Here is a 26,661-nt window from a genome sequence, read left to right on the forward strand (position 1 = left end):
AGGTAGATATCCCCATGACCAAACCATCACGTTGTGTTCAGCGCGACGCCTTGCGCCTGGCAATCGCCGGTGTCGTACTGGCGCCTTACATGGCCAGCGCCGACGTCATCCAGCCGGCCTTCGAGCCGGGTGCCAAACCGATCGTCATGACCAATGCCGGTGCCGCCCCGATCGTCGACATCGTGGCGCCCAATGCCGCCGGTCTTTCGCACAACCGCTACGAGCAATACAACGTCGGTGTCCCCGGCGTGGTGCTGAACAACAGCCTGCAGGCCGGCCGTGCGCACGTCGCCGGCGAATTCTTGAATGTGCGGGCGAACGGCCAGTTCAAGGGCCAGGCGGCAAGCACCATTCTCAACGAAGTGATCGGCCGACGCCGCTCCGACATCAACGGTGAACAAGTGATCTTCGGCCAAGCGGCCGACTATGTACTGAGCAACCCCAACGGGATTTTGCTCAATGGCGCACGGATCAACCTGCAAATGGACAAACAGGCGACCTTTCTGGTCGGCCGGCCGCAGATCGAGAACGGCAGGATCACCGGGCTCAATACCGACGGTGGTATCGACCCACGCACCGCGCTGAAGGTAGACACCCGCGGGGTGACCGTGAACGGCGGTTCGCTGGCTTTGATCTCCCCCACGATCGACCAGCGCGGGCCGATCAGCGCAGCGCAGAAGCTCGACATTCTGTTGGGCACACACAAGGTCGATGCCAGCGATCTGAAGGTCAGCCACGTCCAGCAGAACGCGTTCAGTACCGACGCGCGCCTGATGGGCGCCATGCACGCCAATCGCATCAATATTCTGAGCACCCGCGAAGGTGCCGGCATCAACATGGGCATCAGTCGGACCGCAGCGCGTGAAGGCATCGAGATCGCTTCGCAGGGCGCACTGAACATGATCAGCACCGCCAAGCGCGATGGCTTGGCCACGCAGGGTGTACTCGACGCCGGCGCTGGCGATGTGCGGCTGAGCTCGGCAGCGAACCTGAACATCAAGTCGGTGGCGATCAGTGGCGCGTCGATCAGCGCCGACGCCGGTGCCGATCTGAACCTGGATACGTTGACCCGCACCGTCGAATCCAGCCGCAGGAGCGGTGTGGAGAACGACTGGTACATCCTGCCTGCAGGTGCGACCACTACCACCGTCGAGCTGACGCATACCGAGCATCTGGCGAATGCGCTGAACGCCACGCAGTTCGTGACCCTGACTGCGGGCAACGATGCCAGGCTCGCCGCCACCCACGTCAACAGCCTCGGCGACGTAGACATTGGCGCGGGCAATACGCTGGAGCTGACCGCCAACGTCGACCGCAAGCTTGACCGCGTCACCGTCAGCAACCGACGCCAGGGCGCTCAACGCCTGGACAGCACGGCCACCCAGACCACTCAGAGCGCAGCCTCGACGTTGATCGACGGCCAATCGATCAGCCTCACGGGACGGGCAATAACAGTCATGGGCAGCGACTTGAACAGTCGCAGCGACCTGAACCTCGCAGCAACCGAAGCGGTGGAGATCGGTACCGTCGTTCTGCATGGCTCGGTTGCGCAGGACAGTCGCGAGGGCCACGTGATCGTCCGCCGTTCGGCGACCGAACTGCACGACCGCGAGCAGACCCTGGACCACCGCGGCAGCCGGCTTGCCGCAGGCAATGGCAAGCTCGCCGCCCAGGCCGATCGCGTGGACCTGATAGCCGCGCAGCTGGAGGCCCGGGACATTGACCTGCGAAGCCTTGCGCAAGACCTCAGGGTACAAGGTGCCCAAGCCCACCAGCGTATCGAGAATGCGCGCCAGGACACGGCGCTGTTCAGCGCGTCCGACCGCCGCTACGACCGCAGGCAAAGTACCTATCAAGGCAGTTCCCTCAGCGCCAGCGGCGCCCTGCTTCTGGACGGCAAGCGCGACACCCTGATCGTGGGCTCGAGCCTTGCCACCGCTGGCGATCTGACGGTCAAGGCCGAGCGCAACCTGATGGTCGCTGCCGGCCAGCAGAGCAGCGAATCCACCCTCAAGGGCAAGGACTGGAAACTGACCGTTTTCGGCGAACAGACCACGCCAGGCTCCGGCCAGCCAGGCGACGCACAGGGATCTGCCGGGCAGTGGGACGCCGGTGCCGGGATGCGCCAACAGTGGACGCTGGACACCGCCCGGCTGAACACGCATCAAGCCAGCCAGCTCAAGGGCGGTAACGTCGCACTCGAGGCCGGGCAGGGCCTGGCCATCGTCGGCTCGTCGGTACAAGCCGAACAGAACGTGCTGCTCGATGCCGATGACATGCGCATTCTGGCCACCGAGGCGCAACGCAGTTTCCGCAACCAGGAAACCGGAAGAACGGTGGGTTACGAGATCACTGCGGGCGTTGACCGTTTCGGTACCGGCGCCGCTTTCGCCTTGCAGACCGACACCGACGGCCGCAGCGAGAACGTACACACGCGCAGCTCGATCAAGGCCGGCAACGACGTACGCCTGACCGCGAAGGCACTGACCACCCAGGCAGCGCAGGTGGAAGCAGGCCAGTTGTTGAAGGTGCGCGCCGACCGTGTCCACAATCAGGCCGTTACCGACAGCACCAAGACCGCCCTGGACTACAACAAGATCAAGCTCAGTGCGGGCAGCTCGCTGGACTACGGCGCCATTACCCGTCAGGTACAGAAGCTGTGGAGCGGGGTCGACCAGACCAGCCTGTATGCCAGTGGCCTGGAGGATGGCCTGCTGCCGTGGAGCGTGGGCATCAATCTCAAGGGTGACTACCTGGACCGCAATACCCAGTCGCTGACGCACATTGCCCGGGTGTCGCAGTTCAAGGGGGGTGAGCTCGATATCGCTGTGACCGGCAAGCTGCACGATATCGGTACCCAGTACGAAAGCACGATCGGCGCCATCGCGCTGAGCGCGGACAGGCATGTCATGGACGCTGCCAGAAACAGCGTGCGTAGCGCAATCGACGCGTTGGGGGTGGACGCCATTGCCAGGCTGGAAACCTCGACCGGCGCCGACTGGGCCATGGGCGCCGCAGCCCGCGGTCACAGCAGCGCACAATACAAGACGGTGGATACGGCAGTAGTCGGCAGTCTGCTCGGCAACAACGGTATCCGTATCCAGCTGGGCACCGATGGCCTGTATGAAGGCACGGTCATGAGCAGTGTGCAGGGGCCAATCCAGATCCACAGCGGCGGTAACCTGCAGTTCCTGCAAGCCGGCAACAGTATCGTCAAGCATGACGATGGCACGCGCGGGCGCGGCGCAGCGCAGCTCAATGGGGTGGTCGCACCAGCCCCTGTGGTTCAGGGTGGCGCCATCGGCGGCAGCGGGCAATACACCGTACTCGACAGTACCCAGACCTTCGCCGTCGGCGCCAGGCTGGACACCCCCGGCGCCGTTACATTGAGCGCGCAAGGCAACGTGATGCTGCAGGGCACTGCCATCGGCTCGCAACAGACGCCGGTGGGCAGCCTGTCGATCGACGCTGGCCAGAGTGTCGTGGCACTGGCCGGCATCGACACTGCCAGGGCCCAAGGCAATGTCTATGGCGGCAGCGGTTCGCTCAAGGTCAGCGCCAGGCCATCGACAGGCGGCTTGCCGGTGGCAGGCAGCGCAGGCTTCGAATTCGGTCAGACTGCGGAGGATTCGGCACTGCGTCGCGGCGCACAGTGGCATGTGCTCAACGACATGGCGGTCACGGCAGGCAGTGACCATGCGGCAGCGATACTGCTCGAAGGCCTGCACGCCACGGCCGACCGGATCAAGCTGGACGCACGCAAGGGGGGTATCGCCGTGATCGCCGCGCGGTCGACCAGCGAGCGCGACAACAAGCTGATTTCCGCCACCTTCAGCCTGGGTGGCCATTCAGGCGGCGCGAAGCAGTCCTACGCACTCGATGAGTTCAACGTTCAGTTCAAGCTCGACTACGACAAGCTCAAGAGCGACACCTATGCCAACGCCAGACTCACCGCGGGCACAGTGGAATACAACAGCCCGGGCGAGCTGTTGCTGGGCGGCGCGCAAGTGCATGCCGGCACAATAAGCGGTTCGGTGGGCAGCCTGCGGGCAGTCAGCGTCAGGGACAACGTTGACGCGACCAAGGTCAATGCCGAGGCCGAAGTCGGCAGGGGTGGCGATCCGTGGGGCGCGATCGGCAGCCTGGCAAAGCTGGCAGGCGAGTGGGGAAGCAAGGGCAAGCAGCGCCTGGACCAGTTGAATGCGGCCTACTCCACCGATATCTCGGCCAAGCTGGGCTTCGACATGCGTCGCGAACTGCGCGATACCGTGACCCAGAGTACCGTACTCAATGGCCGCGACACCCTGGGCCTGGAGGTCCTGGGGACAACCCAGTTGGTCGGCGCACAATTGCAGACCAGCGGCACTGCGCTGCACCCGCACCCGAACTCGATGCAGACCAGTGACCTGACTGCGCGCGACCGACTGGTAACGGTCTCCCTGCTGGCGCTGACGCCGTCACTGGGTGCGATCAAGGACCTGTACAGCCATCTGCAGAAGGACAAGCCCGAAGAGGTGATGATCGATACCGGACTGTTCCGCGCAGGCGGGCACAACCGCACTCAGTATCTGACAGGAGGCGTGGAAAAACTCGCGCTCTGAGCATGACTCTCCGCCGGCCCGACATCCGTTTGGGCCGCATCCTACGATGGGCCGCGCGCGCTGCCGCTATCGCGTCCGACCCACCCTTCCTAAGGTAGCTCTCGTGCATCGGCCCCCAGGTCGATGCACAGCCAATCCTCGACCTAAGGAAAGACCTCGATGCCTCATACCATGGAACAATTGCGCCACCTGACCCTGCGCTCGCTGCCGCTGGCCATCGCCAGCGCGCTGCTGGTGCCCTGCTCCCCTGCCTGGGCCGATGGCCTGACCGCGTTTGCGGGTGGCGAAACGGCGCCAATCATCAACGGCCAGTACAAAGTACCGGTCATCGACATCGTTGCGCCCAATGCCAACGGCCTTTCGCACAACGTCTACAGCGAATACAACGTCGGTACCCAGGGCGTCGTGCTCAACAACAGCCTGGTGGCAGGAAAGAGTGAAATGGCCGGCGAGCTGAAGGCCAATCCACAACTGGGCGGCATGGCCGCCAGCACCATCCTCAACGAGGTGGTCGGCCACGACCGTTCCAACATCAACGGCCCGCAAGTGGTTTTCGGCGCGGCGGCAGACTATGTCCTGGCCAACCCGAATGGCATCACGCTCAACGGCGCCAGCCTGGTCAACGCGCCACGAGCCACCTTCGTGGTCGGCGCGGCCACTGTCCAGGACGGTCGGCTGACAACGTTCGATACGCAGGCCACCGACCAGTTGCTGCGTGTCGACAGCGGCGGTGTCAGCAACCCGGCCGGCAGCCTGGCGCTGATAGCACCCAGTATCGTCAGCAGCGGGCCAATGGCCGCAGGCGCCGATATCGACCTGGTGCTGGGCAGCAATGTCGTCGACTACGCCAGCAATGGTGTGATCGGCAGCACGCGCGCGACCAAACTCATCGATGCCAACCTGCTCGGCGCGATGGCCACAGACAAGCGCATCCGCATCGTCAGCAGTGAGGAAGGCGCGGGTATCAAGATGCCAGGCGCTCGACTCACGGCCGGTCAAGGCATCCGTATCGAATCGGCCGGCGACCTCACGCTGCATGCACCTGCGCGCGCCGGCAAGCCACAGACCCCCACCGAACTGCACGGCGGAGCGGGCGAGATCCACCTGGCAGCCGGCCGTCAGCTCAACCTGGGCACGGCACGCCTGGCCAGCGAAGCCGATGTGCGCCTGCTCGCCGACGGTGTGCGCAGCCAGGGTGCGGAGATCAACAGCGGCGGCCTGTTGAAGGTCAACGCGGCATCCATGGTCAATACCGGCTCAAGTCGCCTGCAGGGCGGCACGGTATCGCTGGATATCAGCGGCAAACTGGCTGATACCGGCACCGAGTACACCAGCACCCTGGGCAAGATCGCCATCCATGCCGACAGCCATGAGATGAAAGCGGCCATGCACAAGGTCCAGGCGGGCGCGGCAACCACCAGCACAGCCAAGGCCGGCAGCCTGAGCGCTGCCGAAGGTATCGACATCCGCCTGACCGGCAGTGGACGCTACGAAGGCACCCGCATCGGCACCTCGCAAGGCGCGGTGCAGATCGACGCCGGTGCCAACCTGGCGTTCAACCCCGCCCACGCCACCCTCGACCGCATGGGCAAGGACGGCGCTTACCAGCAACGCACGGCGAGCAAGGCGCGGATCGATGCGCCAGGCGACGTGATCCTGCGCGCCAGCGGCGATGTGCAGCTCAACGGTGTGGACATAGGCACGCTGGACAAGCCCGCTGGCAGTCTGAAGGTGACGGCGGGAGGCACCCTCACCAGCCTCGCGGCCGTGGACAAGACAACCCTCAAGGGTGGTGGTGAATCCAGGAGTGCCGAAGGTCTGCATAGCTTCGGTCAACGAGACGAAAGCACGCAACATCAGCACGGCAATCAGTGGCAGGTAAAGGGCGACATGGCGCTGCAGGCCGGCGCCCGCAAGGCTCGCGCCCTGCACCTGCAGGGTGTCCAGGCCGACGCAGCCAGCATGAAGCTGGCGGCCACCGCAGGCGGTGTCTATCTGGAAAGCGCCAGCGACCAGCGTCAATCGGACCGCAAGCAACTGAGCGCCGATGCCAGTGATCCGCTCAAGCCGGCTCTTGGCCTCAGCTACCGCAACGAGCAGCAGCAGACACAGCACAATGCGCAACTGCGAGCTGCGACGCTCAGGCTCGATAGCCAGATGGATGCACGTCTGGATGGCGCACGTCTGCAGGCCGACAACCTGAGCGGCAACGTCAAGGGCAAGCTGGCGATCACTCATCGCGCCGACAGCACGCAAATCCTCGGTGTCGAGGGGCGTGTCGTGCTGGCCGAAGGTACGGCTCCAGGCACAATGCTCAATGAAGTGGCAGCGCTGGGCGGCAAGTGGAATTCGCCGGTCAAGGAAGCTCTGGCGCAGCAGCCAAACGCTGGCAAAGGCGAAGTCGAACAGGCCAATTTCGAGTTCACCCGCACCGACAAAACGGGCGTGAGCGAACAATCCGGAATGTTCAGCAGCGAGCCCATGAGCCTCAAAGTTGCACGAGGCACGACTCACGCAATGGCAGCAGGCGCCCATGAACTGCAGACCAGCCACAAGCTAGCCACGGGCAACACAGGCCTGGAGGCGGTCAAGCGGTTGTATGAGCAGGTACGCATCCGCTGAGGGGAACGTGGCGACTCACAGATCGTGCAGTCGCCACACTTCGAAGGCAGGGGTTTCATACGGGTGGGCCAGGCGCAATGCCTGGACCACCGGTTCAATGAGTGAATCGGCCACTACCAGCTCGACCTTCCACTCTTCGACCTTTTCCAGTGTATCGGCCTGACCCAGAAATGGCTGGCTGCCATCACATGGCCGAAACTGACCGTGCCCCAACACCTGCCATGCGCAGTTGTCGTAAGCACCGATGCGACCGCCACCGGCGGCGAATACGGCACTCTTGACGGCTTCGACATGGCTGTCGGGAACGAAGAAGGCCAGTTTGAACATCTGCTGGTTCACCGACCTGTCAGTTCACCCACACGCGGGCATTGCGGAACATGCGCATCCAGGCGCCGTCCTCGTTCCACTCCTCAGGCTTCCAGGAGTTCTGCACAGCGCGGAATACCCGCTCCGGGTGCGGCATCATGATGGTCACGCGGCCGTCGCGACTGGTCAATCCGGTGATCCCGCGCGGCGAGCCGTTCGGGTTGGCCGGGTACTGCTCGGTGACCTTGCCGTGGTTGTCGACGAAGCGCAGCGCCACGCAGCCCGACACATCGGCTTGCACCAAGGCGTCCGCGGTGGCGAATTCGGCATGACCTTCACCGTGGGCGATGGCGATCGGCATGCGCGAACCGGCCATGCCCTGCAGGAAGATCGAGTTGGACTCCTGCACCTGGACCATGGCAACCCGCGCCTCGAACTGCTCGGACCGGTTGCGCACGAAGTGCGGCCAGAACTCGCTGCCTGGAATCAACTCGTGCAGATTGGACATCATCTGGCAGCCGTTGCACACGCCGAGGGTGAAGCTGTCGCTGCGCTCGAAGTACTGCTGGAAGGCATCACGGGCACGGGCGTTGAACAGTGCCGACTTGGCCCAGCCTTCACCGGCACCCAGGACGTCGCCGTAGGAGAAACCGCCACAGGCGACCAGTCCCTTGAACTCGTTCAGGTCGACACGTCCGGCGAGGATGTCGCTCATGTGCACGTCGATGGCGTTGAAGCCGGCGCGGTCGAAGGCCGCAGCCATTTCGACCTGGCCGTTGACGCCCTGCTCGCGCAGCACGGCCACCTGTGGGCGTACGTTTTTCTTGATGTACGGGGCGGCGATGTCTTCGTTGACGTCGAAGCTGAGGTTGAAGCTCAGCCCTGGATTGTCTTCTTCGAGCAGCGCGTCGAATTCCTGATCGGCACCGGCAGCGTTGTCACGCAGACGCTGGATCTGGTAGCTGGTCTCGGCCCACTGGCGTTGCAACAAGCGGCGTTCACCGCTGAACAGCACGTCGTCGTGGTAGCGAATGTTCACCGCGCCGTTGTTGATCGGCTGGCCGACCACCGCCACGCAGTCGTTGCCCAGGCCAGCGGCGCTGAACTGCGCGAGGATCATCGGCGTAGCGTCCTGACGCACCTGGATGACCGCGCCCAGTTCCTCGTTGAACAGCACAGCTGCGATTTCCTCGCGGCTGTGCGCCACGGTGGCCAGTTGCAGGTTGAGACCGCAGTGACCGGCGAAGGCCATTTCCACCGTGCTGGCCAGCAGGCCACCGTCGGAACGGTCATGGTAGGCCAGCAAGTGGCCGTCGGCGTTGAGGCCCTGGATCACAGCGAAGAACGCCTTGAGGTCCTCGGCATCGTCGACGTCCGGCGCGCGGCTGGCCAACTTGCCGTGTGCCTGGGCCAGGATCGAGGCGCCCATGCGGTTCTGGCCACGCCCCAGGTCGATGAGGATCAGGTCGGTTTCACCCTTGTCCATGCGCAGTTGCGGAGTCAGGGTCTTGCGAATGTCGACCACGGGCGCGAAGCCGGTGATGATCAGCGACATCGGCGAGGTCACGCTCTTGTCGGTGCCCTCTTCGCTCCACTGGGTCTTCATGGACATGGAGTCCTTGCCGACCGGAATGGTGATGCCCAGCTCGGGGCACAGCTGCATGCCGACCGCTTGCACGGCATCGTACAGACGCGCGTCTTCGCCCGGATGGCCGGCAGCGGACATCCAGTTGGCGGACAGCTTGATGTCGGAGATTTTCGCGATGCTGGACGCGGCGATGTTGGTCAGGGTTTCACCGACCGCCATGCGTGCCGAAGCCCGGGCGTCGAGCAGCGCCAGTGGCGTGCGTTCGCCCATGGCCATGGCCTCGCCGCTGTAGACGTCGAAGCTGGTGGCGGTGACGGCGACATCGGCCACCGGTACCTGCCACGGGCCGACCATCTGGTCGCGTGCCACCAGGCCGGTGATGGTGCGGTCGCCGATGGTGATCAGAAAGCTCTTGCTGGCCACCGCAGGGTGATGCAGGACGCGTTCGATGCAGTCGGCCAGGTCCAGCTGGGCCGGATCGAAGTCATCGCCCAGCTCCTGCTCGCGCACGGCACTGCGGTGCATGCGCGGCGCCTTGCCCAGCAGCACTTCGAGCGGCATGTCGACCGGGTTGTTGCCGAAGTGGCTGTCGGTGACGGTCAACTGCGGCTCGGCAGTGGCCTCGCCGACGACGGCGAACGGGCAGCGCTCGCGCTCGCAGATGGCCTGGAAACGCTCGAAGTCGGCGGCGTCCACGGCCAGCACGTAGCGTTCCTGGGATTCGTTGCTCCAGATTTCCAGCGGGGCCATGCCCGGCTCGTCGTTGGGCACGTTGCGCAGCTCGAAGCGGCCGCCACGGCCACCGTCGTTGACCAGTTCGGGGAATGCGTTGGACAGGCCGCCCGCACCTACGTCGTGGATGAAGCTGATGGGATTCCTGTCGCCCAGCTGCCAGCAACGGTCGATGACTTCCTGGCAGCGACGCTCCATCTCCGGGTTTTCGCGCTGTACCGAAGCGAAGTCCAGGTCCGCCGAACTGGTGCCGGTGGCCATGGAGGAAGCGGCGCCGCCGCCCAGGCCGATGAGCATGGCCGGACCACCGAGCACGATCAGTTTGGAACCGACGGTGATCTCGCCTTTCTGCACATGCTCGGCGCGGATGTTGCCCATCCCGCCGGCGAGCATGATCGGTTTGTGGTAGCCGCGCACTTCTTCACCGTGGGGGGTGTCGATGCGCTGCTCGAACGTGCGGAAATAGCCGGTCAGGGCCGGGCGACCGAATTCATTGTTGAACGCCGCGCCGCCCAGCGGGCCGTCGATCATGATGTCCAGCGCGGTGACGATGCGCTCGGGCTTGCCGTAGGGTTTTTCCCACGGCTGTTCGAAACCGGGAATGTTCAGGTTGGACACGGTGAAACCGGTCAGGCCAGCCTTGGGCTTGGCGCCGCGGCCGGTCGCGCCTTCATCGCGGATCTCGCCGCCGGAGCCGGTGGAGGCGCCCGGAAAGGGCGCGATCGCCGTCGGGTGGTTATGGGTTTCCACCTTCATCAGGATGTGCACCGGCTCCTGCACCGCGCCGTACTGGCGGGTTTCAGGGTTCGGGAAGAAACGCCCGGCGACGCTGCCGACGATGACCGAAGCGTTGTCCTTGTAGGCTGACAGCACGCCTTCGCTGTGCATCTGATAGGTGTTCTTGATCATGCCGAACAGGCTTTTTTCCTGGCTCTGACCGTCGATGTCCCAACTGGCGTTGAAGATCTTGTGGCGGCAGTGCTCGGAGTTGGCCTGGGCGAACATCATCAGCTCGATGTCGTGCGGATTGCGCGCCAGCCCCTGGAAGCTGCTGACCAGGTAGTCGATTTCGTCTTCGGCCAGGGCCAGGCCCAGCTCGACGTTGGCCCGTTCCAGCGCGACACGACCGCCACCCAGGATATCCACCGCGGTGAGTGGCTTGGGTTCGGCGTGACGGAACAAGCCGGCGGCGTCTTCCAGACGGGCCAGCACCACCTGGGTCATGCGATCGTGCAGGACGGCACCGATCAGCTCGGCTTCGGCTTCGCTGAAATCACCAGACACATAAAAGGCAATGCCGCGCTCCAGACGCTGAACCTGGGTCAGGCCGCAGTTGTGCGCGATGTCGCTGGCCTTGCTCGACCACGGCGAAATCGTACCGAAGCGCGGCAGCACCAGGAACAGCCGCCCGGTGGGCTCCTGAACGGGAACGCTGGGACCGTACTTGAGCAGACGGGCAAGGACTTGCCGGTCGTCGCTGGCCAGCTCGCCTTCGACTTCGGCGAAGTGGGCGAATTCAGCATACAGGCCAGTAACAGCGGGGACCTTCTGGCTCAGTTGCTCGAGTAATTTACCGTGGCGAAAGGCAGAAAGGGCAGGAGCGCCGCGCAGGATCAACATCGTCGGGACAGCCTCGAAAGGGGGTGTGCTTGGAGGCCGTGCATTCTAGCCTAAACCGTTCACCTAGGCACCCGACGGATGGAAAAACAGCGCGATCGTTCGTCAGATCCCTAGCTGGGGGCCAGTAAGAGGTTGCGCTTCGCTCTACCAGACTCCTTCGCCTGCTGTCGAGATATGGCTCGAGCGACCGTTTGCGTATACTGCACCCATGCTCACCCAGACCGTCTTACGCTCGCGCTGCGCCAAATGGCTCTTCGCAACCGGACTTCTCCTGCTGCTCAGTGGCTGCGTTGATAAACCCAGCACACTCGAACGGATCAAGGAGGACGGCGTGCTGCGCGTCATAACCCGCAACAGCCCGGCCACCTATTTCCAGGATCGCAATGGCGAAACCGGCTTCGAGTACGAGCTGGTCAAGCGCTTCGCCGATGACCTGGGCGTGAAACTCCAGATCGAAACCGCCGACAACCTCGACGATATCTTCGCCGGCCTGAGCCAGCCCCAGGGCCCGGTGCTGGCGGCTGCGGGGCTGGTCACCAGCGAGGCGCGGGAACAACAGGCGCGCTTCTCGCACCCCTATCTGGAAGTCACGCCGCAGGTCATCTATCGCAACGGCCAGAACCGCCCCACCGATGCCGCCGAGCTGGTGGGCAAGAAGATCATGGTGCTCAAGGGCAGCAGCCACGCCGAGCAACTGGCCAAATTGAAGCTGCAGTACCCGGCGCTCGAGTACGAAGAGTCCGACGCGGTGGAGGTGGTGGATCTGCTGCGCATGGTCGACGAGGGGCAGATCGACCTGACTCTGGTCGATTCCAACGAAGTGGCCATGAACCAGGTGTACTTCCCCAACGTGCGGGTCGCCTTCGACCTGGGCGATGGCCGCGACCAGCGCTGGGCCGTTGCCGGGGGCGAAGACAACAGCCTGCTGAACGAGGTCAACGGCTTCATCGACAAGGTCAAGGGCAACGGCACCCTGCAGCGCCTCAAGGACCGCTATTACGGCCATGTCGATGTGCTCGGCTACGTCGGCGCCTACACCTTCGCCCAGCACCTGCAGCAGCGCCTGCCCAAGTTCGAGAAAACCTTCCAGGCCTCGGCCAAGCAGGAGAAGGTCGACTGGCGGCTGCTGGCCGCCATCGGTTATCAAGAGTCCATGTGGCAGGCCAGCGTGACCTCCAAGACCGGGGTGCGGGGCCTGATGATGTTGACCCAGAACACTGCCCAGGCCATGGGCGTGAGCAACCGCCTGGACCCCAAGCAGAGCATCAATGGCGGCGCCAAGTACTTCGCCTACGTCAAGGATCAGCTCGACGCCGGCATTCAGGAACCCGACCGGACCTGGTTCGCCCTGGCGGCCTACAACGTGGGCAGTGGCCACCTCGACGACGCGCGCAAGCTGGCAGAAGGTGAAGGGCTGAATCCGAACAAGTGGCTGGATGTGAAGAAGATGCTGCCGCGCCTGGCGCAGAAGAAGTGGTACAGCAAGACCCGCTACGGCTATGCCCGCGGCGGCGAGCCAGTGCACTTCGTGGCCAACATCCGCCGCTACTACGACATCCTCACCTGGGTGACCCAGCCACAGCTCGAAGGCAGCCAGGTCGCCGATGGCAACCTGCACGTGCCTGGTGTGGACCAGTCAAAGCCCACACAGCAGACGCCGCCGCTCTAAGAGCACCCGAGTGATCCTGTGGGAGCGGGCTCTGCCCGCGAAAAGGCCCTCGGCAGCACTCCCTCCTTCAATCTCAGCCCTTCGCCCGACGCGCCCTGAAAAATTCGCTCAATATCGCCCCGCACTCTTCAGCCAACACGCCACCCTCCACCATCAACCGATGGTTCAGGAAGCCTTGGCTGAAAAACTGCCCCTGACTCTGCACCACGCCCGCCTTGGGTTCGAGCGCGCCGAACACCACCCGGGCGATGCGCGCATGGACGATCAGCCCGGCGCACATGCTGCAAGGCTCCAGGGTGATGTACAGGGTGCTGCCCGGCAGGCGATAGTTCTGCGCGGACTGCGCGGCGTTGCGGATGGCCACCATCTCGGCATGGGCACTGGGGTCGCTGCCACTGATGGGGCAGTTGAAGCCGCGGCCGACGATCTCGCCGTCCTGCACCACGACTGCGCCCACAGGCACTTCGCCCAGCGCCGCACCCTGGGCGGCCAGCTCTAGCGCCTGGGCCATGAAAAACCGATCGCGGCTGCGATCAATGATCTTGGGTTGTTTCAACGTTCAGGAAACCTCTATTGCCGCCATGAGTCCGGTTTCCATGTGATCGATCACATGGCAATGGAACATCCAGATACCAGGATTATCCGCCACCAGCGCCACCTGGGCACGCTCGTTCTTTCCCAGCAAGAACGTATCGGTGAAATAAGGAATGATCTTGCGCCTGTTGGAGGCAATCACCTTGAAACTCATGCCGTGCAGGTGGATAGGATGCTGGTACTGAGTCATGTTCTTCAACTCCAGCACGTAGCTCTTGCCCAACTGCAGCTTGGCGATGGGGCGGTCGGCGCAGGTCTTGTCGGTGATGTCCCAGGCGATGCCGTTGATCTGCCACAGGCTGGGCGGCTTGCCCTCGGTCGTATCCGACACCTCGCCGACCCATTCGAAGTTGAAATTGAGCTTCTCGGCATTGGCCAGGTCCGGCTCGGCGATCGGATTGGGCGGTAACGCCGGCGGCCAATCGCTCGGCGCCGCTGCGGCCTGCACCGAGCGCAGCGTGCCCAGGCGAACCGGACCGTCACGTATGGCGATCTCTTCACCGGCAGGTGGCATCTTGACTGCAAGGCAAACCCGCATGCCGGGGCCCATCCAGTAATCCTTGCCGAACGCGCGCGGTTCGATGGGGTTGCCGTCCAGTGCATACAGGCGCATGTCGGCATTGCCACGGAAGTTCAGGCGATAGGTGGCTGTGTTGTCCAGGTTGAGAATGCGCACCCTGACGACTTGACCCGCCGGCAGATCGACCGTCGCCCGATGTACCCCGTTGATCGTCGACAGCCGGCCCAGGGTGCCGTTGCGCGCCGCTTCGCGGGGGATGCTGAACGGCAGGAACGCGCCCTCCTCGTCCACGTGCCAGTTCTTCAGGTTGAGCACCGCTTCATGCGCGAAGCCGGTGGGGTCGCGCTCCTCGACGATCAACGGCCCGACCAGGCCGCGGCCCAGTTCCTCGCTACTGGCAACGTGCGGGTGATACCAGTAGCTGCCGGCGTCCGGCACACGAAACCGGTAGTCGAAGTATTCACCGGGCTTGACCGGCAACTGCGACACGTAGGGCACGCCGTCCATGTCCAGCGGCAGGCGAATGCCATGCCAGTGGATGGTGGTTTCCACCGGCAGCTGGTTGATGAAACGCACCCGCAGCCATTCGCCCTGGCGCACCCGCAGCTCACGCCCGGGTGCCGAACCACCGAAGGCCCAGGCCGGGGTCTGATGGCCTGCCACCAACTCGACATCCAGCGGCGCGGCAATCAGCTGATAGTCCACGCCGGCCTGGTCCACAGGCGTACCCAACCAATAACGGGCAGCGCCCCCGGCACCCACGCCGACCGCGACAACGCCCGCCAGGCCACCGAGGAATCGTCGACGAGTGAAAGACATGGCTATGGGCACCTGCGTGATGAACGTGAAAGGCCGACACCATACACCTGCAATTGAGAAAGATTAAGACTTGCGCTGCCGTGCGGCTGGGTGTCAGACAGATCGCATGCGCCGCTGCTACAGGGGCGTGATGCCTGTCCCTGCGTTCATGGCCTGATCATACCCGGTGGGGCCAGGGACGGATCCAGGTAGGTGAACGGCGCTTCGCGTACGGTCAGCGCCAGGCGCCAATCGGCTTTGACCACTCCGTCCGGGTGGCCCATCGACGGCAGGTAGTACTCGCCTGGGTCCAGGGTGATGTTGGTCTGCTGGCCGGCACCGGCATCGACGATGCGCAGTGCTGTCACGTCGTGCAGTTGCGCCAGACCTGGAACACCCTTGTAGGTGGACGCGTGAGTGTCACCGACCAAGGCGATCCATTTGCCCCGGCCGGGCAATGCGGTGCGTGCTGCAATGACGCGACTGGCGTGGTAGCTGAACACCCGCTGGCGCAGCGTCTGGCCGGCGCCGTAGAGGTCGTCCATGCCATCGAGTCGATAGCTGGCCGCGCAATCCAGGGCGCGCACCTGGATACCCTCGCGCCGCGCAGCCTGCACCAGCGTGGTGAAGTTGTACTGTCGAGCCGGATCGGTACGATGGCCAAGATCCTGATCGCGCAGATAGTCCTGCAGCCCACTGGGCAGCCGGCCATCACTGGCCACCTGGTTCAGATCGGCCTGATGCAGATCGGTCATCAAGTGCTCCATGTACAGCGTGTCGACACCGTCGCCGGCCAGCGCCCGCATGTTCTCGATCAGGAAACGCTTGCTGGCGATAGCCTGATGAGACTCACCGATGACCAGTGCCCCGGATTCGTCCAACAGTCGGCGCACGGCGATATAGGGCGGCAGCGAAGCATCGGGCACAGGCAACGGCGATCTGCCGGGCGAGCGCCACTCGGCGATGAATGCGTTGGCGTCCTCGATCAGTTGAACACGCAGCTTGTTGAGGCTGTCGAGCACCGGATTGAGCGGCGTGTAGGGGTCGAAGTATTCACCGGAGAGCATCTTGCGAAACTGGTCGCCCAACAGCTCGCCGGTGGCAGCGCGAGCCACCAGCGGTACTTCGTAGCGAGTGGCCGAAACCTCGAACTGCACGTAGCTCACCGGTGGCGGTTCAAGTTCCATTTGCCGTGACACGCTCAGGCAGCCGCCACCGCCCCGCAGGCAACCGGTCGGCATCAGTTCCCATTGCAATTGGTCGTTGAAACGCACCGGGTAATTACCGGTGAAGGCATAGGGGCGCTGCGGATCGACGATCAACCAGTAACGCAGGCTGGGGTCGTAGCGCACGCGATACAGATCGCCGTGCAAGCGGATCATCTGCTCCCCCTCGACTGCCAACAGCCCTTCGGCACTGGGCAGCAAAGGCGTCAGCGCTGACACCTGAGGTCGCGACTGCAGTGGCTGCAGTTCGGCGCTCTGCGCGGCTCGCTGGGGAATCAGCAGGGTCATGTTCAGCAGCAACTCGATACCGCTGAATATCGATGCATACAAGGCGGCGCGACGGTCCGTGGCGGCGCCCGCATTCACCGCACGTTCCACATTGAGGGCGAATTTTCCGGCGCTCGCCACTACCACGATCAATGCGATCGGCCAGCTGACCATGGCTGCCGCGCCGAACAAGTGCACGCCTGCACCCAGATAACCGATCCACAACTGCTGGCGCAACTCGCTGTTGCTGTGCAACTGCAGGTTGGCCTCGGCCAGCATCTGCTCGCGGGTTTGCCCTTGCAGCCAGTGCGCCGCATCGGCTGCGATGGATGGCCAGGACACCTTTGCTGCGAACAGCGCCAGCGGCTTCTTCGCCAGCAGCGCCAGGCTGCGCGCACGCGCCAATGCAGCCGCCGGCTCCAGCAACCTGCCATGATCGAGCAAGCGCTCCCGGCGCTGCACGTCCTGCAGCTGCTGGTGCAACCATGCCTGCGCCGCTTTCACATCGGCGAACACTTCAAACGCCTTGTCGCGACCGGCCAGGTACAACAGACACTCGCCGCCGCTGGCCTTGAAACACAACACACTGGCGAACCCGTGGCCGGCAATCTGCAGCGTGCTGACCGTAACGCCGTGGCTCGGCGGATGGCTACCGGTCAAGTCGGCCAAGGTCGGTGCCATGGCGTACTCGCAACCCAGACCGTCGAACACACATTGCACCTGTTGGCGCATCATGGCCCCGGCCTGAGCTGCATCCACGGCGGCGCGCAGGCAGTTGATGCGGATCAGCGTCTGCACCCCTGGCCCATTGTCGGTCCAGAACGTCGCCAGCGCCTGGCGATAGGCCGCCGCGAAATCGATGTGCCATAACGCGTTGAGCACCTTGTCGGGCGCCAGTCTTACCTCGTTGCGCTCATCGAACCAGCCTGCCCGCGCATCGCCCGTGTAGAACCCGCCCATGACATGCAGCAAGTCGGCATTATCCTGGTCGCTCGCTCGGAACCGCCGCATCACCAGTTCGGTAAACGTCATCGTTTCACTGGGCGGGCCCATGTGCGCGTAGCCACTGAAGGAGCGATGGCTGGACTGCGCATTGTCGAAGCGATGCCAGTAAAAGGCGTCGGGGTGGGTGTCGATGGCCATGGACGTGAGCAGTTGGGTGGCAGTGGCGACAGCCATTTGGTGCAGATCCGGCACTTGTTGTGTGACCTGCCGTGCGATGCCTGCGAGCACATCGCCTAATTGCGTATTCGGAAGTACATCAGTCATATCAAAGGGATCGGTTTCTGAAGGAGCTGCGAGTGTGGCAAGTGCCCTGGACCCTCCTGGCCTACATATTTGGCCTCACCATTCAGGCACCTTACTGCGACCCAACACCCTTGCTGCCACCGCCATCGAGGTAAACTCTGGCCACCCCTATATACAGGACTCCAGGCCATGATCGACTTCAACAACAAAGGCTTCTTCAAACTCAAGCAAAACGCCGAATACGCCGAACGCGTCACCGCCCTGCTGCTGGATGACGAGCAGGTGGTCGACGCCTACAAGTCGATGCGCGACGGCGTGGTGTTCACCAACAAACGGATCATCGCGGTGAACGTGCAGGGCTTGACCGGCAGCAAGAAGGACTTCACCTCCCTGCCCTACAAGAACATCGTGGCGTACTCGATCGAAACATCGGGCACGTTCGATCTGGATTCGGAGCTGGAGGTGTATTTTTCGGCGCTGGGGAAGGTGCGCTTCGAGTTCTCGGGGAAGACGTCGATGGTGGAGATTTCGCGGCTGATTGCGGGGCATGTGTTGAAGTGAGCTGATTGGTCATCGACCACGGCGCCCTACGTTTTTCCTGTCATTTCGTGGCTTCGCAGCAAGGCTTGCTCTATAGCTCCCAAGGATTGATGACCGCCAGACCTGCAGCCCGGAACGGGTGAGTATCGCGAGTGGCGACGTCGCCCAACCGGCATCAGCGCTATACCTGCACGAAGCTCAGCCACGGCCATGGCGGACAGGTAAAGCGTTTCCAATGCCTGCTCGTCGATCCATTGAATGACGTGGATCAAAAGCGATTAGCGTGGAGGCTCCGAAATCAAATTGGTGTCCAGACGGATCATTCCAAGCTCACTGCGCGGGCGGGGGCTTTGTCGCGTGCGCTTTGGAAGACCGCACGCTCTTCATCCGTCAACTTAACCTTGCAACCAGTCTGGGCCAACAGCGAACCCAGTTTGACCCGACCTTCCGGCTTCACGGCAGACTCGAGAATTTCGCGCATCTCAGCTTCGATGCTGCGGCCATGTTGAGCAGCGCGTATACGGATGGCGCGATAGACCTCATCAGAGACGTTTCGAACGGTAATGGATGGCATATCTCGTATCCCTCCATGCTGCGATTGGTTGCACTTTAGCAATCTGAACGCAATGGCACAGGTGGTGGCATTTCGTTACGCTGGTTATCCTACTTGTAGCGACGACTGCAGCGCAAAGGGACCGTTTGGGCGTTCCGAGAAAATGCCAGACCCAAAAAGCCAAAAGCCCGCAATTACGCGGGCTCTAGGGCATTTCTTGCTAGATCGTGCCGGACAGCGCCGGACGCCCCATCACTCCCACTCTATCATCAACCGAACAATAAACTCTTTGAAATTCAATTAGTTAAGATACATAAAAGTGGAATAACCATGAAAAATGCCATGCACATTAAAATTTTCAAGAATTCGGATTAATCTCTCTCGTGGCAAAGGCTACCGATAGCTGCCTCTCCAGGATGGCCAACTCATCCGCGCTACCATCCTGAACAACCTCGGCCAGCAGCTCCGCCGCATAAAAAGGATCGGCCTGGAAAAGCTCTGCAACTGCCTCGTCATGACTACGGTCTTTCATTAATTGCCCCGATTCGTAAATGCCCTCAGCCTCAGGAGTAGCCTTGCACAGGCCACTACAAATCCGCCAGCCTCTGGTCGTTGCTGCTTGCGGCGACTGACAGAAATCGGCTGATTCTGTTGAAAATGTCGGCTCTCAAAATGCCAGAGGACTGGTTGGTGAAGGCGCCTTTTTAGCACGTTGCTCCGTGAAATCTGAGTCCATAGGGCCGCTCCTGCTCGCGGGACACGCCTCTCCTCCGATTTCAACTGGCTACGCCGCTATCATGAAGTTAAGGAGGCATGATGATCATGCGAAGCCTTGCATGTTGGCGTATCCTAAGGGCATGGGACATGCTCCCCGTATTACCTGACCGAATGTGCACAGGGCGCGTTCTGGCTGGCGTATTAATGAAAAATAGCACCGTATGTCGACAAGACGCTCACCACAGGTTTTGACGATGGCTGACATGATGGTGTACGAGGTCCAGAGAGTGTTCACTACAAGAGATGCAGCGAGACTGTTTTCCAGCAAACGGCTTACGGAAGTAGCATCCGGAAATTTCGATTTTCTCCTGAAAGTTGCGACTCATTATGGAGATGGGCTTCGCGAAGAGTTTACTGCCGCCGAAGTATTTGAGTGCTCATATTCAGCCCTATCAAAAGAATACAGGACAGAATATTTTTTTAAAAATATTGTCGCTGAGCGCCTACTTTTGGGTAGACACTCCCTTAACACAGCAACCGTATTACCGGAATTTCGAGTAGGACGTAACAAGGCCGACTGCGTTATTTTAAATGGCAGTTCCACATGCTATGAAATAAAATCTGACTTCGATAATTTAGATCGACTGCCGGAGCAGCTAGCCTCCTACAAAAAACTATTCGACAAGGTGTACGTAGTAGTAGGACAATCACACTTATCTAAAGTCTTAAGTTCCTGTGAGGAGGATGTAGGAATTCTGGAACTGACCCCCAGGAAAAACCTTCGAATAATCAGAGAAGCTAAGATATCGACAGAGCCAGTAGATATCTCAATTCTGATGAGATCACTTCGCGTACATGAATATCGGGATATTGTATCTACACTATCAGATCAAAACATCGACCTCCCAAACACAGAAATCTTTTCGGCGTGCGAAAGCATTTTACAGAAAATGAATTCTACTGACGTTAGAAGAGCCTTTTGCGCAACGCTTAAAAAAAGCAGAAAGATAGAGAAAGAATTTATTTCATCTCTCCCGCGTTCATTATTAATGGCTGGCATTGGGTTTAAACTGCGTACTGATCATCGACGCAGCCTGGCAGAAAATCTAAATAAAACTTTTAGTAAGGATACTACATGTACTACCCAATATTACGAGGCAAACAGTTTGAACTGATAGCTCTGAGAGAGCTTGCAGAAACCATCTCTCCTGAGCTAATCCGCCCTGTCATTGAGCCTGTGCGGGGTAACCTTGCCCCCCTACACAAAACAATTGAAGCACTGAACAAGTCCGGAATTAAACCTCTTGTAATTATCAACCCGAGCATCGGGGACTTTTCAAAAAGTGAAAAAATCCTACTCGAGATTGCAGGAGATCGAGATTCTTTTATACCTTGTATAAAAGCCAAAAGCATCTCAGATCTGTCTCTACTATCAGATCTTGGCTTCTCGATGTCTGAGAGCGCCATCCTAATAGATGGCGGCATCGACAAAGCATTCGTAGAAGAACTTACTTTTGCATCTTGCGTGCTTGTCAATAAAGAGAAAATCCATCCCGGCGCTCTGTCGTTGTTGAAGAACGTCGTGTTATTTGGCGATTTTTTTGATAAAAAAATTCGAAATGCAGACTACGAGGAAAAATCCTTTTACTCTGCATTACACACTGAATGGAGATCCTATTCAAATGCTATTGGATTTGGCGATTATACAATATTGAGTGAGGAATATAGTGAGGCTGGTGGACCCGCCTATGTGGTAACTATCCACCTAAGCTATATTAATCCAGCCGAATTTGACGCTATGTACGTTCGCCACTTTTCATCTTTCAATGATGATTCGCCCGCCAACCCAGGCGGCAAATTCAAATCAGCGCTTGAAAAGTTATGGGATTTTTCCGTATCCAACCCCGGAATTTTCAACCAAACTCAAGGATTTCAAGAGCTTGTATCATTAAGAGGCAATCCATTCCCTGGACTAGGTCAGGTTAAGAAGTACTCGATAAAGCATCATATTGAAACCACATGTAACTTCGTTAGGGGTGCATGATGCCTAAATGCTGCGTTCAGTGCTTTCACGACTCCGTAATAGTCGCCAAAATAAATGCAGAAGGCGCGATAAGCCGATGCAGCTATTGTGGTACAAATCAGGTTTCCTGTATCGACCCCTCTGGCCTAGCTGACAAACTTGAACTATTCACCTATGGCTTGCGCGAGGATGAAAATGGATATTCATTTGCTGACATATTGAAATCGTATGGGGTTTTGAGTAATGGCGTTCGGCAAACAGACATACTTGTTAATGATATTTTCGGAAACAATACAGCAAACAAGCGATTTTCATTTAATTTTGACGTTGCCAGCTATACTGATGAATGGGAAGACTTCAAATTTGAGTTGAAGCACAAAAATCGTTTTTTCCCAAAGGCCACAATACACTCCTCCCTATTTAGCAGATTGACACCTGGCAGTAACGAAGGCGTATTATTTCAACTTTTAGAACAGTTAAAAATCCCAGTTGATGTGAGGGAAAGCTTCTTCAGGGCTAGAATATCAGAAGAACCCTTAAATGCTGTCCAAATGGGCTGTCCCCCACGCGAGGTAGTTACCGGTGGACGTGCGAACCCGCTGGGAATTCCATATCTTTATGTGGCGGACAGTTTAATTACTTGTATAAGCGAGGTAAGACCGAGTAATTCAAGTGGAGTATATGTTGCGCAAGTGACCCCTGTACGAGAACTGTCAGTACTTGACTTAACGACACCTAGAAAACACTGTTCAGCCTCAGCGTTCGGTGAGGAACAGCTATCAGCTGTATTAGGATTTCTTGGGTTGCTTGAGCTGTTCTCCAATGAGCTTTCTAAACCTATTAGACCTGAAAATAGCAACCTAGATTATATCCCTACTCAGTTTCTATGCGAATTCATTAAAAGCGAAGCAAAATTTGACGGAATCGTCTTTAATAGCTCCTTCGGCCAGGGGAAAAACTATGTCTTCTTCGACGGAGACTCGTTAACTCCCGCCGCGCCAATAAAATACATTGTAAGCAAGACAGTTCACGAGTACGAGCAGGCTTAATTACAAACTGTATAAGGAATCAAAAAAACAAAAGCCCGCTATCATGCGGGCTCTGGTATATCAGCTAATGGTGGGGACACTCCCACTACGCTATAGACGGATAAAATAGACTTATACAATCCAGCAAACTAAAAACCTCTCTTATACGTCTCACAACAAATACCAACTCATGATCAACTTCAGGAATTCGCACGCACGTAAGACCATGATTAAGTTTAGGTGAAACGTCAAATCCCCGGAAGGTTCGACACTCACTTGTGGCTGTGCCACACTCATATCCTACGAATCCAGATAGCACCGCAGCGAGCTCGTGGATGCATAGGACTTTGCGTGATCACTTAGGACTCTTATAATTCTCATTCAAGGTCAGTCCAGTCACTTCATCCATCACCTGTTAAGCAAAACTTTGTCTAAACCTAATTACGCACCACAGAATTTTCATAGGTCGCTGCTCGCAAAGTTATCAGTTCGTTGCCTATTAGCTGACTCCGGCACCGTTCAAAATTCTAGAAAAATACGCTGGAGTTGATGCGACTATGCTTTGAATCGCGCTAAGGTTATTTTTTTTTTGCATCTTCAAAGTAATCACCCTGAAAACCATCTTCTAGAAGCGCATCGCGTATCGCCTGTGCTAGGAAGCGGTCCGCAAAGCCTGCTCCATAGGCGTTGAGAGCCAGGATATCCGGTAGGCCGGTCTTTAGGCTCTTTTGAAAGTGTGCGAATGACTCCCCCTCGTCTCCCGAAAGCTCTTGTGGAGTAAAGAGGAATTGCGCAATTGCCGCTAGGATGAGTCCACAGTCAAACGCCAAAGCGCTCTCGAGGAAATCGAGAATGTCATCGTCACTAACCTTTTGCTTCCGGCTACCGGCCTGCTTCTTGACGTGCATGCTTGTAGCTTGTTTAAAAATTTCCCCATAGCTCTTTCCTCGCATCCACGAGATTGCAAGCTCGTAACCGGCAGTCGCTGGTTCAACAGTCCGAAAAAAACGATTGTCGCAGAGCTCGAGCGTCAATGGACAAAGCCGCATCCTCTGGAGCGGGTGCCAGCACTGGTGGCGGCGCAGCCCTCAAGGGCTCTACATCAGCGGGATCGAGCGTAGGCGGCAGTACGGCTAATGCGAGGACTAGCCCTGCCCAGCAATCTAACAGCGGCGTACAGCAGGCCGCCAAGCAGGCTGGAAAGCCAATGCAAGACAACGACGACAAAGACAAACAGCAAGAGACACCAAAAAGGGGTACTGAAGGCTCTGGAAATGCCCTTTCTCAAGCGGCGAATGGAGGTGCAAAGGTGCTTGGGGTGATGGCTTCAATGGCTGTACCGGGCATGGAGAATGCGCACGGCCTGTCCCTTGGTGCTGGATCAACCCCACCTTCAAATAGCGAGGGCAATTCGGCCCCGATAAACAGCGGTGGAGATTTAGCCGCTAATTCCGAGCAGGGGGATTCCAACGTGATCCGTCCAGCCTCGGACGCATGCCCTACTAATGGTCGCCTAGCCTCGCTGAGTGTGCCGGGTACGGCTTCCAACAACGAAAAAACGGAGAAATAGTCATGATGGGTTTTCTGATGTTCGCTGGGTTCGTAGTATTCGCTTTTACGTTCGCCGTCGGCATGTGGGCACTCGGCCGGTGGCTGCGAAGCAAAGGTTACGGGCCGCAGCTAGATAAGCTGGATCGCCAGTACACGGCGTTGCAGCTTCGCGTTAGCCCGCTCGCAATGTCCGCTTCATATCACATGTTTGTAGGGGCAAAGGCTCTGAATCGGCTGCCATTGCTGGGTAGCAAGACCAACGCTAACTCGAACCAGCAGGTTTTGGTGACCATCCGAGCAGCGCAGGAAATACAAAATCGAGGGAACCCTGACAATCGCTGACAAACGACCTGCCCCTCAGATGACCCCACCCGAGCGTGGGGTTCTGGTTAGCCTATGCACATCAGTTTTTTAATATATTGAGGTTCAGTAAGACATATTTTTAAAATAGCTCGTCGAAATCTACATCCTCTGATTCTTCTATATCACCATCATACCTCGAACCCGAAAATACACTGCCACCACTCCAACCATACTTTAGCTTGTGTGGGGTCTTATATGATCTTCCCAAAAATCCTGCTCCCATTGCTAGGGGAGTCCCCTCAACAACCAAATACTTACCATCAACAAAAACATTCTTTACAAGAAGAAGCACGGCAGAAAATGAGCTACCGACGAAATTTGAAAGGATCGCTGAGGAACCCCACATATGTCGAGTATTCGCCATAAATCTAATTTCAATTCCTTTTGATCGACCTACAACTAGACGATCTTCCTCACCACGAGATATTTCCCCCCGGCTAAAATTGAAGCCCCGTAAGCAAAAGCAAATATCTCCTGGACCAACAAGGTTTTTTATACTTCTTCGCCCCCAAATCGCTCCAAGCTCAATCGGGTTTGATTTTACAATCAAGTGATCAACTGCATCTCTATATAAATCATGGATCTGCATGGACACATCCCATTCAAATCTATCATAGATGGTAGAGAACTTATATTTCTTAGGTGGCAATTGAAATATAGGTAAGCCGCCCTCTGTTAACATCCCTTTTTTTACCAAAGGAATCAATCTGAAGCTGTTAAATTTTACACCCATGGCTCTCATTACGTCAGGCAAACGTTGGTGATTTATATAGGTCCACATAGCCTGCTCCATATTTGAGCTTGGGAGCATTGCTTTAGACGCATTATGTTTTACTTCCAATAACCAGCGAATCTTTATGGCTTTCAGTCGCGCCTGGGTTAAGTTTTGCGCCATGGAATTAGTAGAGTGCGCTTTTGAGTGGCAACCCTTACATACCACTACTAGATTTTCTTCTATATTATTGGATGGGTCATGGTCTATATGATGAATTTCAACGTGCACTTCAGGATCTTTGCAGACGCAACAGGTGAATGCAGACTCGTAAAGTAGTCTTTCTGAAAGATTTGCCGGTATGCTTATGCGCTTAGATGCCATCTCCACCCCCTAAAACAGCGATTTATTTTTACCGACTTGACAGCAGGTTGGTCTCAACTATAGAAGTAAAGGGCTCTTGAGGCAACACTGAAATTTCGTAAATTTTTCAGGTGTAAAGTAAAGTACCAAATCCACCAAGAAATTGGCAGTGATGAGAACGGATTATTTTTTAGCTGAACTTTTGACATGCATTTATTGTGTAGGCGGATCACTTTATAACTCACCAACAGCCACCACACTAGGATGCCCATCACGGTTTCCGCTTTATTCATCTGTTTGGGATTGCTAGCGCCTGCAGGCAACACCCATAAAACCACAACCATCGCGCATCGCATAAATGGTGAATCAAACGATAACAAATCTACGTTATTACGCACACCTTATGGCACCGACGTTTTTTGGCGGCTAAGGCAAGATGCGATATTTAACCGTATTTTATTGGACAATTTATTTTTTTTAGAGCACCTACGCACACAACAACCAACAACCAACAAAAACAGCCTGAAAATTTATACCTCTGATTATTTTTATTGAAAAATCTGTGATCGTTATATATTGAGTATGTAAATCATGATCTATTCAACTCAAATTCTAAGCTTCCGGAAGTACTAAATTATAACGTAGTATGTATAGGCGTACTTTTTTCTTTCATTATTTCAAGTTCCAAAAATGCATCTCCCTCGCACCGCATACGCCGTTCACGTACCCATACCGCAGTCATCATCGCTTCTTCCCAATGACCACAGCTCATTGTCGCAAAAAAATTATCGAGGAATGGCTCGTACCTCGCATGTAAGCATATGAGTAAGAACGAACCAAATCGTGGGTAAGACTCGATGTAGGTTTTAGGTCGATTTCTGCCTGTCCAGGCTACGAATCGTGTAGGTCAAGCTCGATACAAACGGGTGGTTAAGTCAGTGCAATTGCCCCAGCATTTCGGCAGCGGACTAATTGGCTACACTGACGATTATTGCCATTTCTCTCTTCACCAGATCAAGG

At 58.2% G+C, this 26,661-nt stretch carries 18 protein-coding genes; 9 read left to right on the forward strand and 9 right to left on the reverse strand.

Going from position 1 to position 26,661, the window contains the following annotated elements:
- Window positions 1–14: 14 nt before the first annotated feature.
- Together IFT75_RS09905 and IFT75_RS09910 are read left to right on the forward strand one after the other, a co-directional pair.
- Window positions 15–4,601, forward strand: a complete 4,587-nt coding sequence (locus IFT75_RS09905) for a hemagglutinin repeat-containing protein (protein ID WP_192054627.1) — start codon at window positions 15–17, stop codon at window positions 4,599–4,601.
- A 159-nt stretch (window positions 4,602–4,760) separates the two neighbouring features.
- Complete coding sequence (locus tag IFT75_RS09910; RefSeq protein WP_192054629.1) at window positions 4,761–7,223, forward strand: two-partner secretion domain-containing protein; 2,463 nt, start codon at window positions 4,761–4,763, stop codon at window positions 7,221–7,223.
- 15 nt (window positions 7,224–7,238) lie between these two features.
- On the opposite strand, the gene IFT75_RS09915 is transcribed toward IFT75_RS09910, so the two are convergent.
- Complete coding sequence (locus tag IFT75_RS09915; protein ID WP_122475694.1) at window positions 7,239–7,550, reverse strand: Nif3-like dinuclear metal center hexameric protein; 312 nt, start codon at window positions 7,548–7,550, stop codon at window positions 7,239–7,241.
- Window positions 7,551–7,569: 19 nt separating this feature from the next.
- Window positions 7,570–11,469, reverse strand: a complete 3,900-nt coding sequence (purL, locus tag IFT75_RS09920; protein ID WP_192054631.1) for a phosphoribosylformylglycinamidine synthase — start codon at window positions 11,467–11,469, stop codon at window positions 7,570–7,572.
- Between the two features lie 208 nt (window positions 11,470–11,677).
- Here purL and mltF point away from each other — a divergent pair, with 208 nt between their 5' ends.
- Window positions 11,678–13,138 (forward strand): membrane-bound lytic murein transglycosylase MltF, encoded by a 1,461-nt coding sequence (gene mltF, locus IFT75_RS09925; protein WP_185795049.1) that lies wholly within the window; start codon window positions 11,678–11,680, stop codon window positions 13,136–13,138.
- 73 nt (window positions 13,139–13,211) lie between these two features.
- Here the strand turns inward: mltF and tadA are convergent, their stop codons facing one another.
- From tadA to IFT75_RS09940, 3 genes are all read right to left on the reverse strand, one after another.
- The gene (gene tadA, locus IFT75_RS09930) at window positions 13,212–13,694 is read right to left on the reverse strand and encodes a tRNA adenosine(34) deaminase TadA (RefSeq protein WP_207186128.1); all 483 of its coding nucleotides are present in this window, start codon (window positions 13,692–13,694) and stop codon (window positions 13,212–13,214) included.
- Between the two features lie 3 nt (window positions 13,695–13,697).
- Window positions 13,698–15,071, reverse strand: coding sequence for a multicopper oxidase family protein (locus IFT75_RS09935; RefSeq protein WP_185795048.1), 1,374 nt, complete (start codon window positions 15,069–15,071; stop codon window positions 13,698–13,700).
- A 146-nt stretch (window positions 15,072–15,217) separates the two neighbouring features.
- Window positions 15,218–17,812, reverse strand: coding sequence for a membrane-targeted effector domain-containing toxin (locus IFT75_RS09940; RefSeq protein WP_342214376.1), 2,595 nt, complete (start codon window positions 17,810–17,812; stop codon window positions 15,218–15,220).
- 168 nt (window positions 17,813–17,980) lie between these two features.
- On the opposite strand from IFT75_RS09940, the gene IFT75_RS09945 reads away from it, so the two are divergent.
- A complete protein-coding gene (locus tag IFT75_RS09945; protein WP_122475122.1) occupies window positions 17,981–18,352 on the forward strand; it encodes a PH domain-containing protein in 372 nt (123 codons plus the stop codon).
- A 298-nt stretch (window positions 18,353–18,650) separates the two neighbouring features.
- Here the strand turns inward: IFT75_RS09945 and IFT75_RS09950 are convergent, their stop codons facing one another.
- Both IFT75_RS09950 and IFT75_RS09955 read right to left on the reverse strand, forming a co-directional pair.
- A complete protein-coding gene (locus tag IFT75_RS09950) occupies window positions 18,651–18,905 on the reverse strand; it encodes a FitA-like ribbon-helix-helix domain-containing protein (protein WP_192054634.1) in 255 nt (84 codons plus the stop codon).
- A gap of 337 nt (window positions 18,906–19,242) precedes the next feature.
- Window positions 19,243–19,416, reverse strand: coding sequence for a hypothetical protein (locus tag IFT75_RS09955; protein WP_192054636.1), 174 nt, complete (start codon window positions 19,414–19,416; stop codon window positions 19,243–19,245).
- Between the two features lie 439 nt (window positions 19,417–19,855).
- Between IFT75_RS09955 and IFT75_RS09960 the strand changes: the two genes are divergently transcribed.
- The 3 genes from IFT75_RS09960 to IFT75_RS09970 are packed head-to-tail and all read left to right on the forward strand — an operon-like array spanning window position 19,856 to window position 22,673.
- Window positions 19,856–20,776: a sce7726 family protein gene (locus IFT75_RS09960; RefSeq protein WP_192054638.1), complete on the forward strand. Its 921-nt coding sequence runs from the start codon at window positions 19,856–19,858 to the stop codon at window positions 20,774–20,776.
- Entirely contained in the window at window positions 20,737–21,645 is a 909-nt protein-coding gene (locus tag IFT75_RS09965) for a sce7725 family protein (RefSeq protein WP_192054640.1), read from the forward strand. The genes IFT75_RS09960 and IFT75_RS09965 overlap by 40 nt, the downstream gene beginning before the upstream one ends.
- The gene (locus tag IFT75_RS09970) at window positions 21,642–22,673 is read left to right on the forward strand and encodes an RES domain-containing protein (protein ID WP_207186129.1); all 1,032 of its coding nucleotides are present in this window, start codon (window positions 21,642–21,644) and stop codon (window positions 22,671–22,673) included. The genes IFT75_RS09965 and IFT75_RS09970 overlap by 4 nt, the downstream gene beginning before the upstream one ends.
- Window positions 22,674–23,230: 557 nt before the next feature.
- On the opposite strand, the gene IFT75_RS09975 is transcribed toward IFT75_RS09970, so the two are convergent.
- Window positions 23,231–23,686, reverse strand: a complete 456-nt coding sequence (locus IFT75_RS09975) for a hypothetical protein (protein ID WP_207186130.1) — start codon at window positions 23,684–23,686, stop codon at window positions 23,231–23,233.
- 173 nt (window positions 23,687–23,859) lie between these two features.
- On the opposite strand from IFT75_RS09975, the gene IFT75_RS09980 reads away from it, so the two are divergent.
- Both IFT75_RS09980 and IFT75_RS09985 read left to right on the forward strand, forming a co-directional pair.
- The gene (locus IFT75_RS09980) at window positions 23,860–24,222 is read left to right on the forward strand and encodes a hypothetical protein (protein ID WP_199864091.1); all 363 of its coding nucleotides are present in this window, start codon (window positions 23,860–23,862) and stop codon (window positions 24,220–24,222) included.
- A gap of 2 nt (window positions 24,223–24,224) precedes the next feature.
- Window positions 24,225–24,545, forward strand: a complete 321-nt coding sequence (locus IFT75_RS09985; protein ID WP_192054647.1) for a hypothetical protein — start codon at window positions 24,225–24,227, stop codon at window positions 24,543–24,545.
- A gap of 100 nt (window positions 24,546–24,645) precedes the next feature.
- On the opposite strand, the gene IFT75_RS09990 is transcribed toward IFT75_RS09985, so the two are convergent.
- On the reverse strand, window positions 24,646–25,569 hold the full coding sequence (locus IFT75_RS09990; protein WP_192054649.1) for an HNH endonuclease signature motif containing protein: 924 nt from the start codon (window positions 25,567–25,569) through the stop codon (window positions 24,646–24,648).
- Between the last annotated feature and the right edge of the window lie 1,092 nt (window positions 25,570–26,661).

Source organism: Pseudomonas sp. CFBP 8758 (assembly GCF_014841725.1).
Lineage (GTDB): Bacteria > Pseudomonadota > Gammaproteobacteria > Pseudomonadales > Pseudomonadaceae > Aquipseudomonas > Aquipseudomonas baltica.

What these genes read in the sequence shown, in the direction of transcription:
- IFT75_RS09960 (WP_192054638.1), top strand. Translation starts at nt 19,856, where the DNA reads ATGGCTGACATGATGGTGTACGAGGTCCAGAGAGTGTTCACTACAAGA.
- IFT75_RS09970 (WP_207186129.1), top strand. Translation starts at nt 21,642, where the DNA reads ATGATGCCTAAATGCTGCGTTCAGTGCTTTCACGACTCCGTAATAGTC.
- mltF (WP_185795049.1), top strand. Translation starts at nt 11,678, where the DNA reads ATGCTCACCCAGACCGTCTTACGCTCGCGCTGCGCCAAATGGCTCTTC.
- IFT75_RS09955 (WP_192054636.1), bottom strand. Translation starts at nt 19,416, where the DNA reads ATGAAAGACCGTAGTCATGACGAGGCAGTTGCAGAGCTTTTCCAGGCC.
- IFT75_RS09915 (WP_122475694.1), bottom strand. Translation starts at nt 7,550, where the DNA reads ATGTTCAAACTGGCCTTCTTCGTTCCCGACAGCCATGTCGAAGCCGTC.
- IFT75_RS09910 (WP_192054629.1), top strand. Translation starts at nt 4,761, where the DNA reads ATGCCTCATACCATGGAACAATTGCGCCACCTGACCCTGCGCTCGCTG.
- IFT75_RS09940 (WP_342214376.1), bottom strand. Translation starts at nt 17,812, where the DNA reads ATGACTGATGTACTTCCGAATACGCAATTAGGCGATGTGCTCGCAGGC.
- IFT75_RS09905 (WP_192054627.1), top strand. Translation starts at nt 15, where the DNA reads ATGACCAAACCATCACGTTGTGTTCAGCGCGACGCCTTGCGCCTGGCA.
- purL (WP_192054631.1), bottom strand. Translation starts at nt 11,469, where the DNA reads ATGTTGATCCTGCGCGGCGCTCCTGCCCTTTCTGCCTTTCGCCACGGT.
- IFT75_RS09965 (WP_192054640.1), top strand. Translation starts at nt 20,737, where the DNA reads ATGTACTACCCAATATTACGAGGCAAACAGTTTGAACTGATAGCTCTG.
- IFT75_RS09950 (WP_192054634.1), bottom strand. Translation starts at nt 18,905, where the DNA reads ATGCCATCCATTACCGTTCGAAACGTCTCTGATGAGGTCTATCGCGCC.
- IFT75_RS09935 (WP_185795048.1), bottom strand. Translation starts at nt 15,071, where the DNA reads ATGTCTTTCACTCGTCGACGATTCCTCGGTGGCCTGGCGGGCGTTGTC.
- IFT75_RS09980 (WP_199864091.1), top strand. Translation starts at nt 23,860, where the DNA reads ATGCAAGACAACGACGACAAAGACAAACAGCAAGAGACACCAAAAAGG.
- IFT75_RS09985 (WP_192054647.1), top strand. Translation starts at nt 24,225, where the DNA reads ATGATGGGTTTTCTGATGTTCGCTGGGTTCGTAGTATTCGCTTTTACG.
- IFT75_RS09945 (WP_122475122.1), top strand. Translation starts at nt 17,981, where the DNA reads ATGATCGACTTCAACAACAAAGGCTTCTTCAAACTCAAGCAAAACGCC.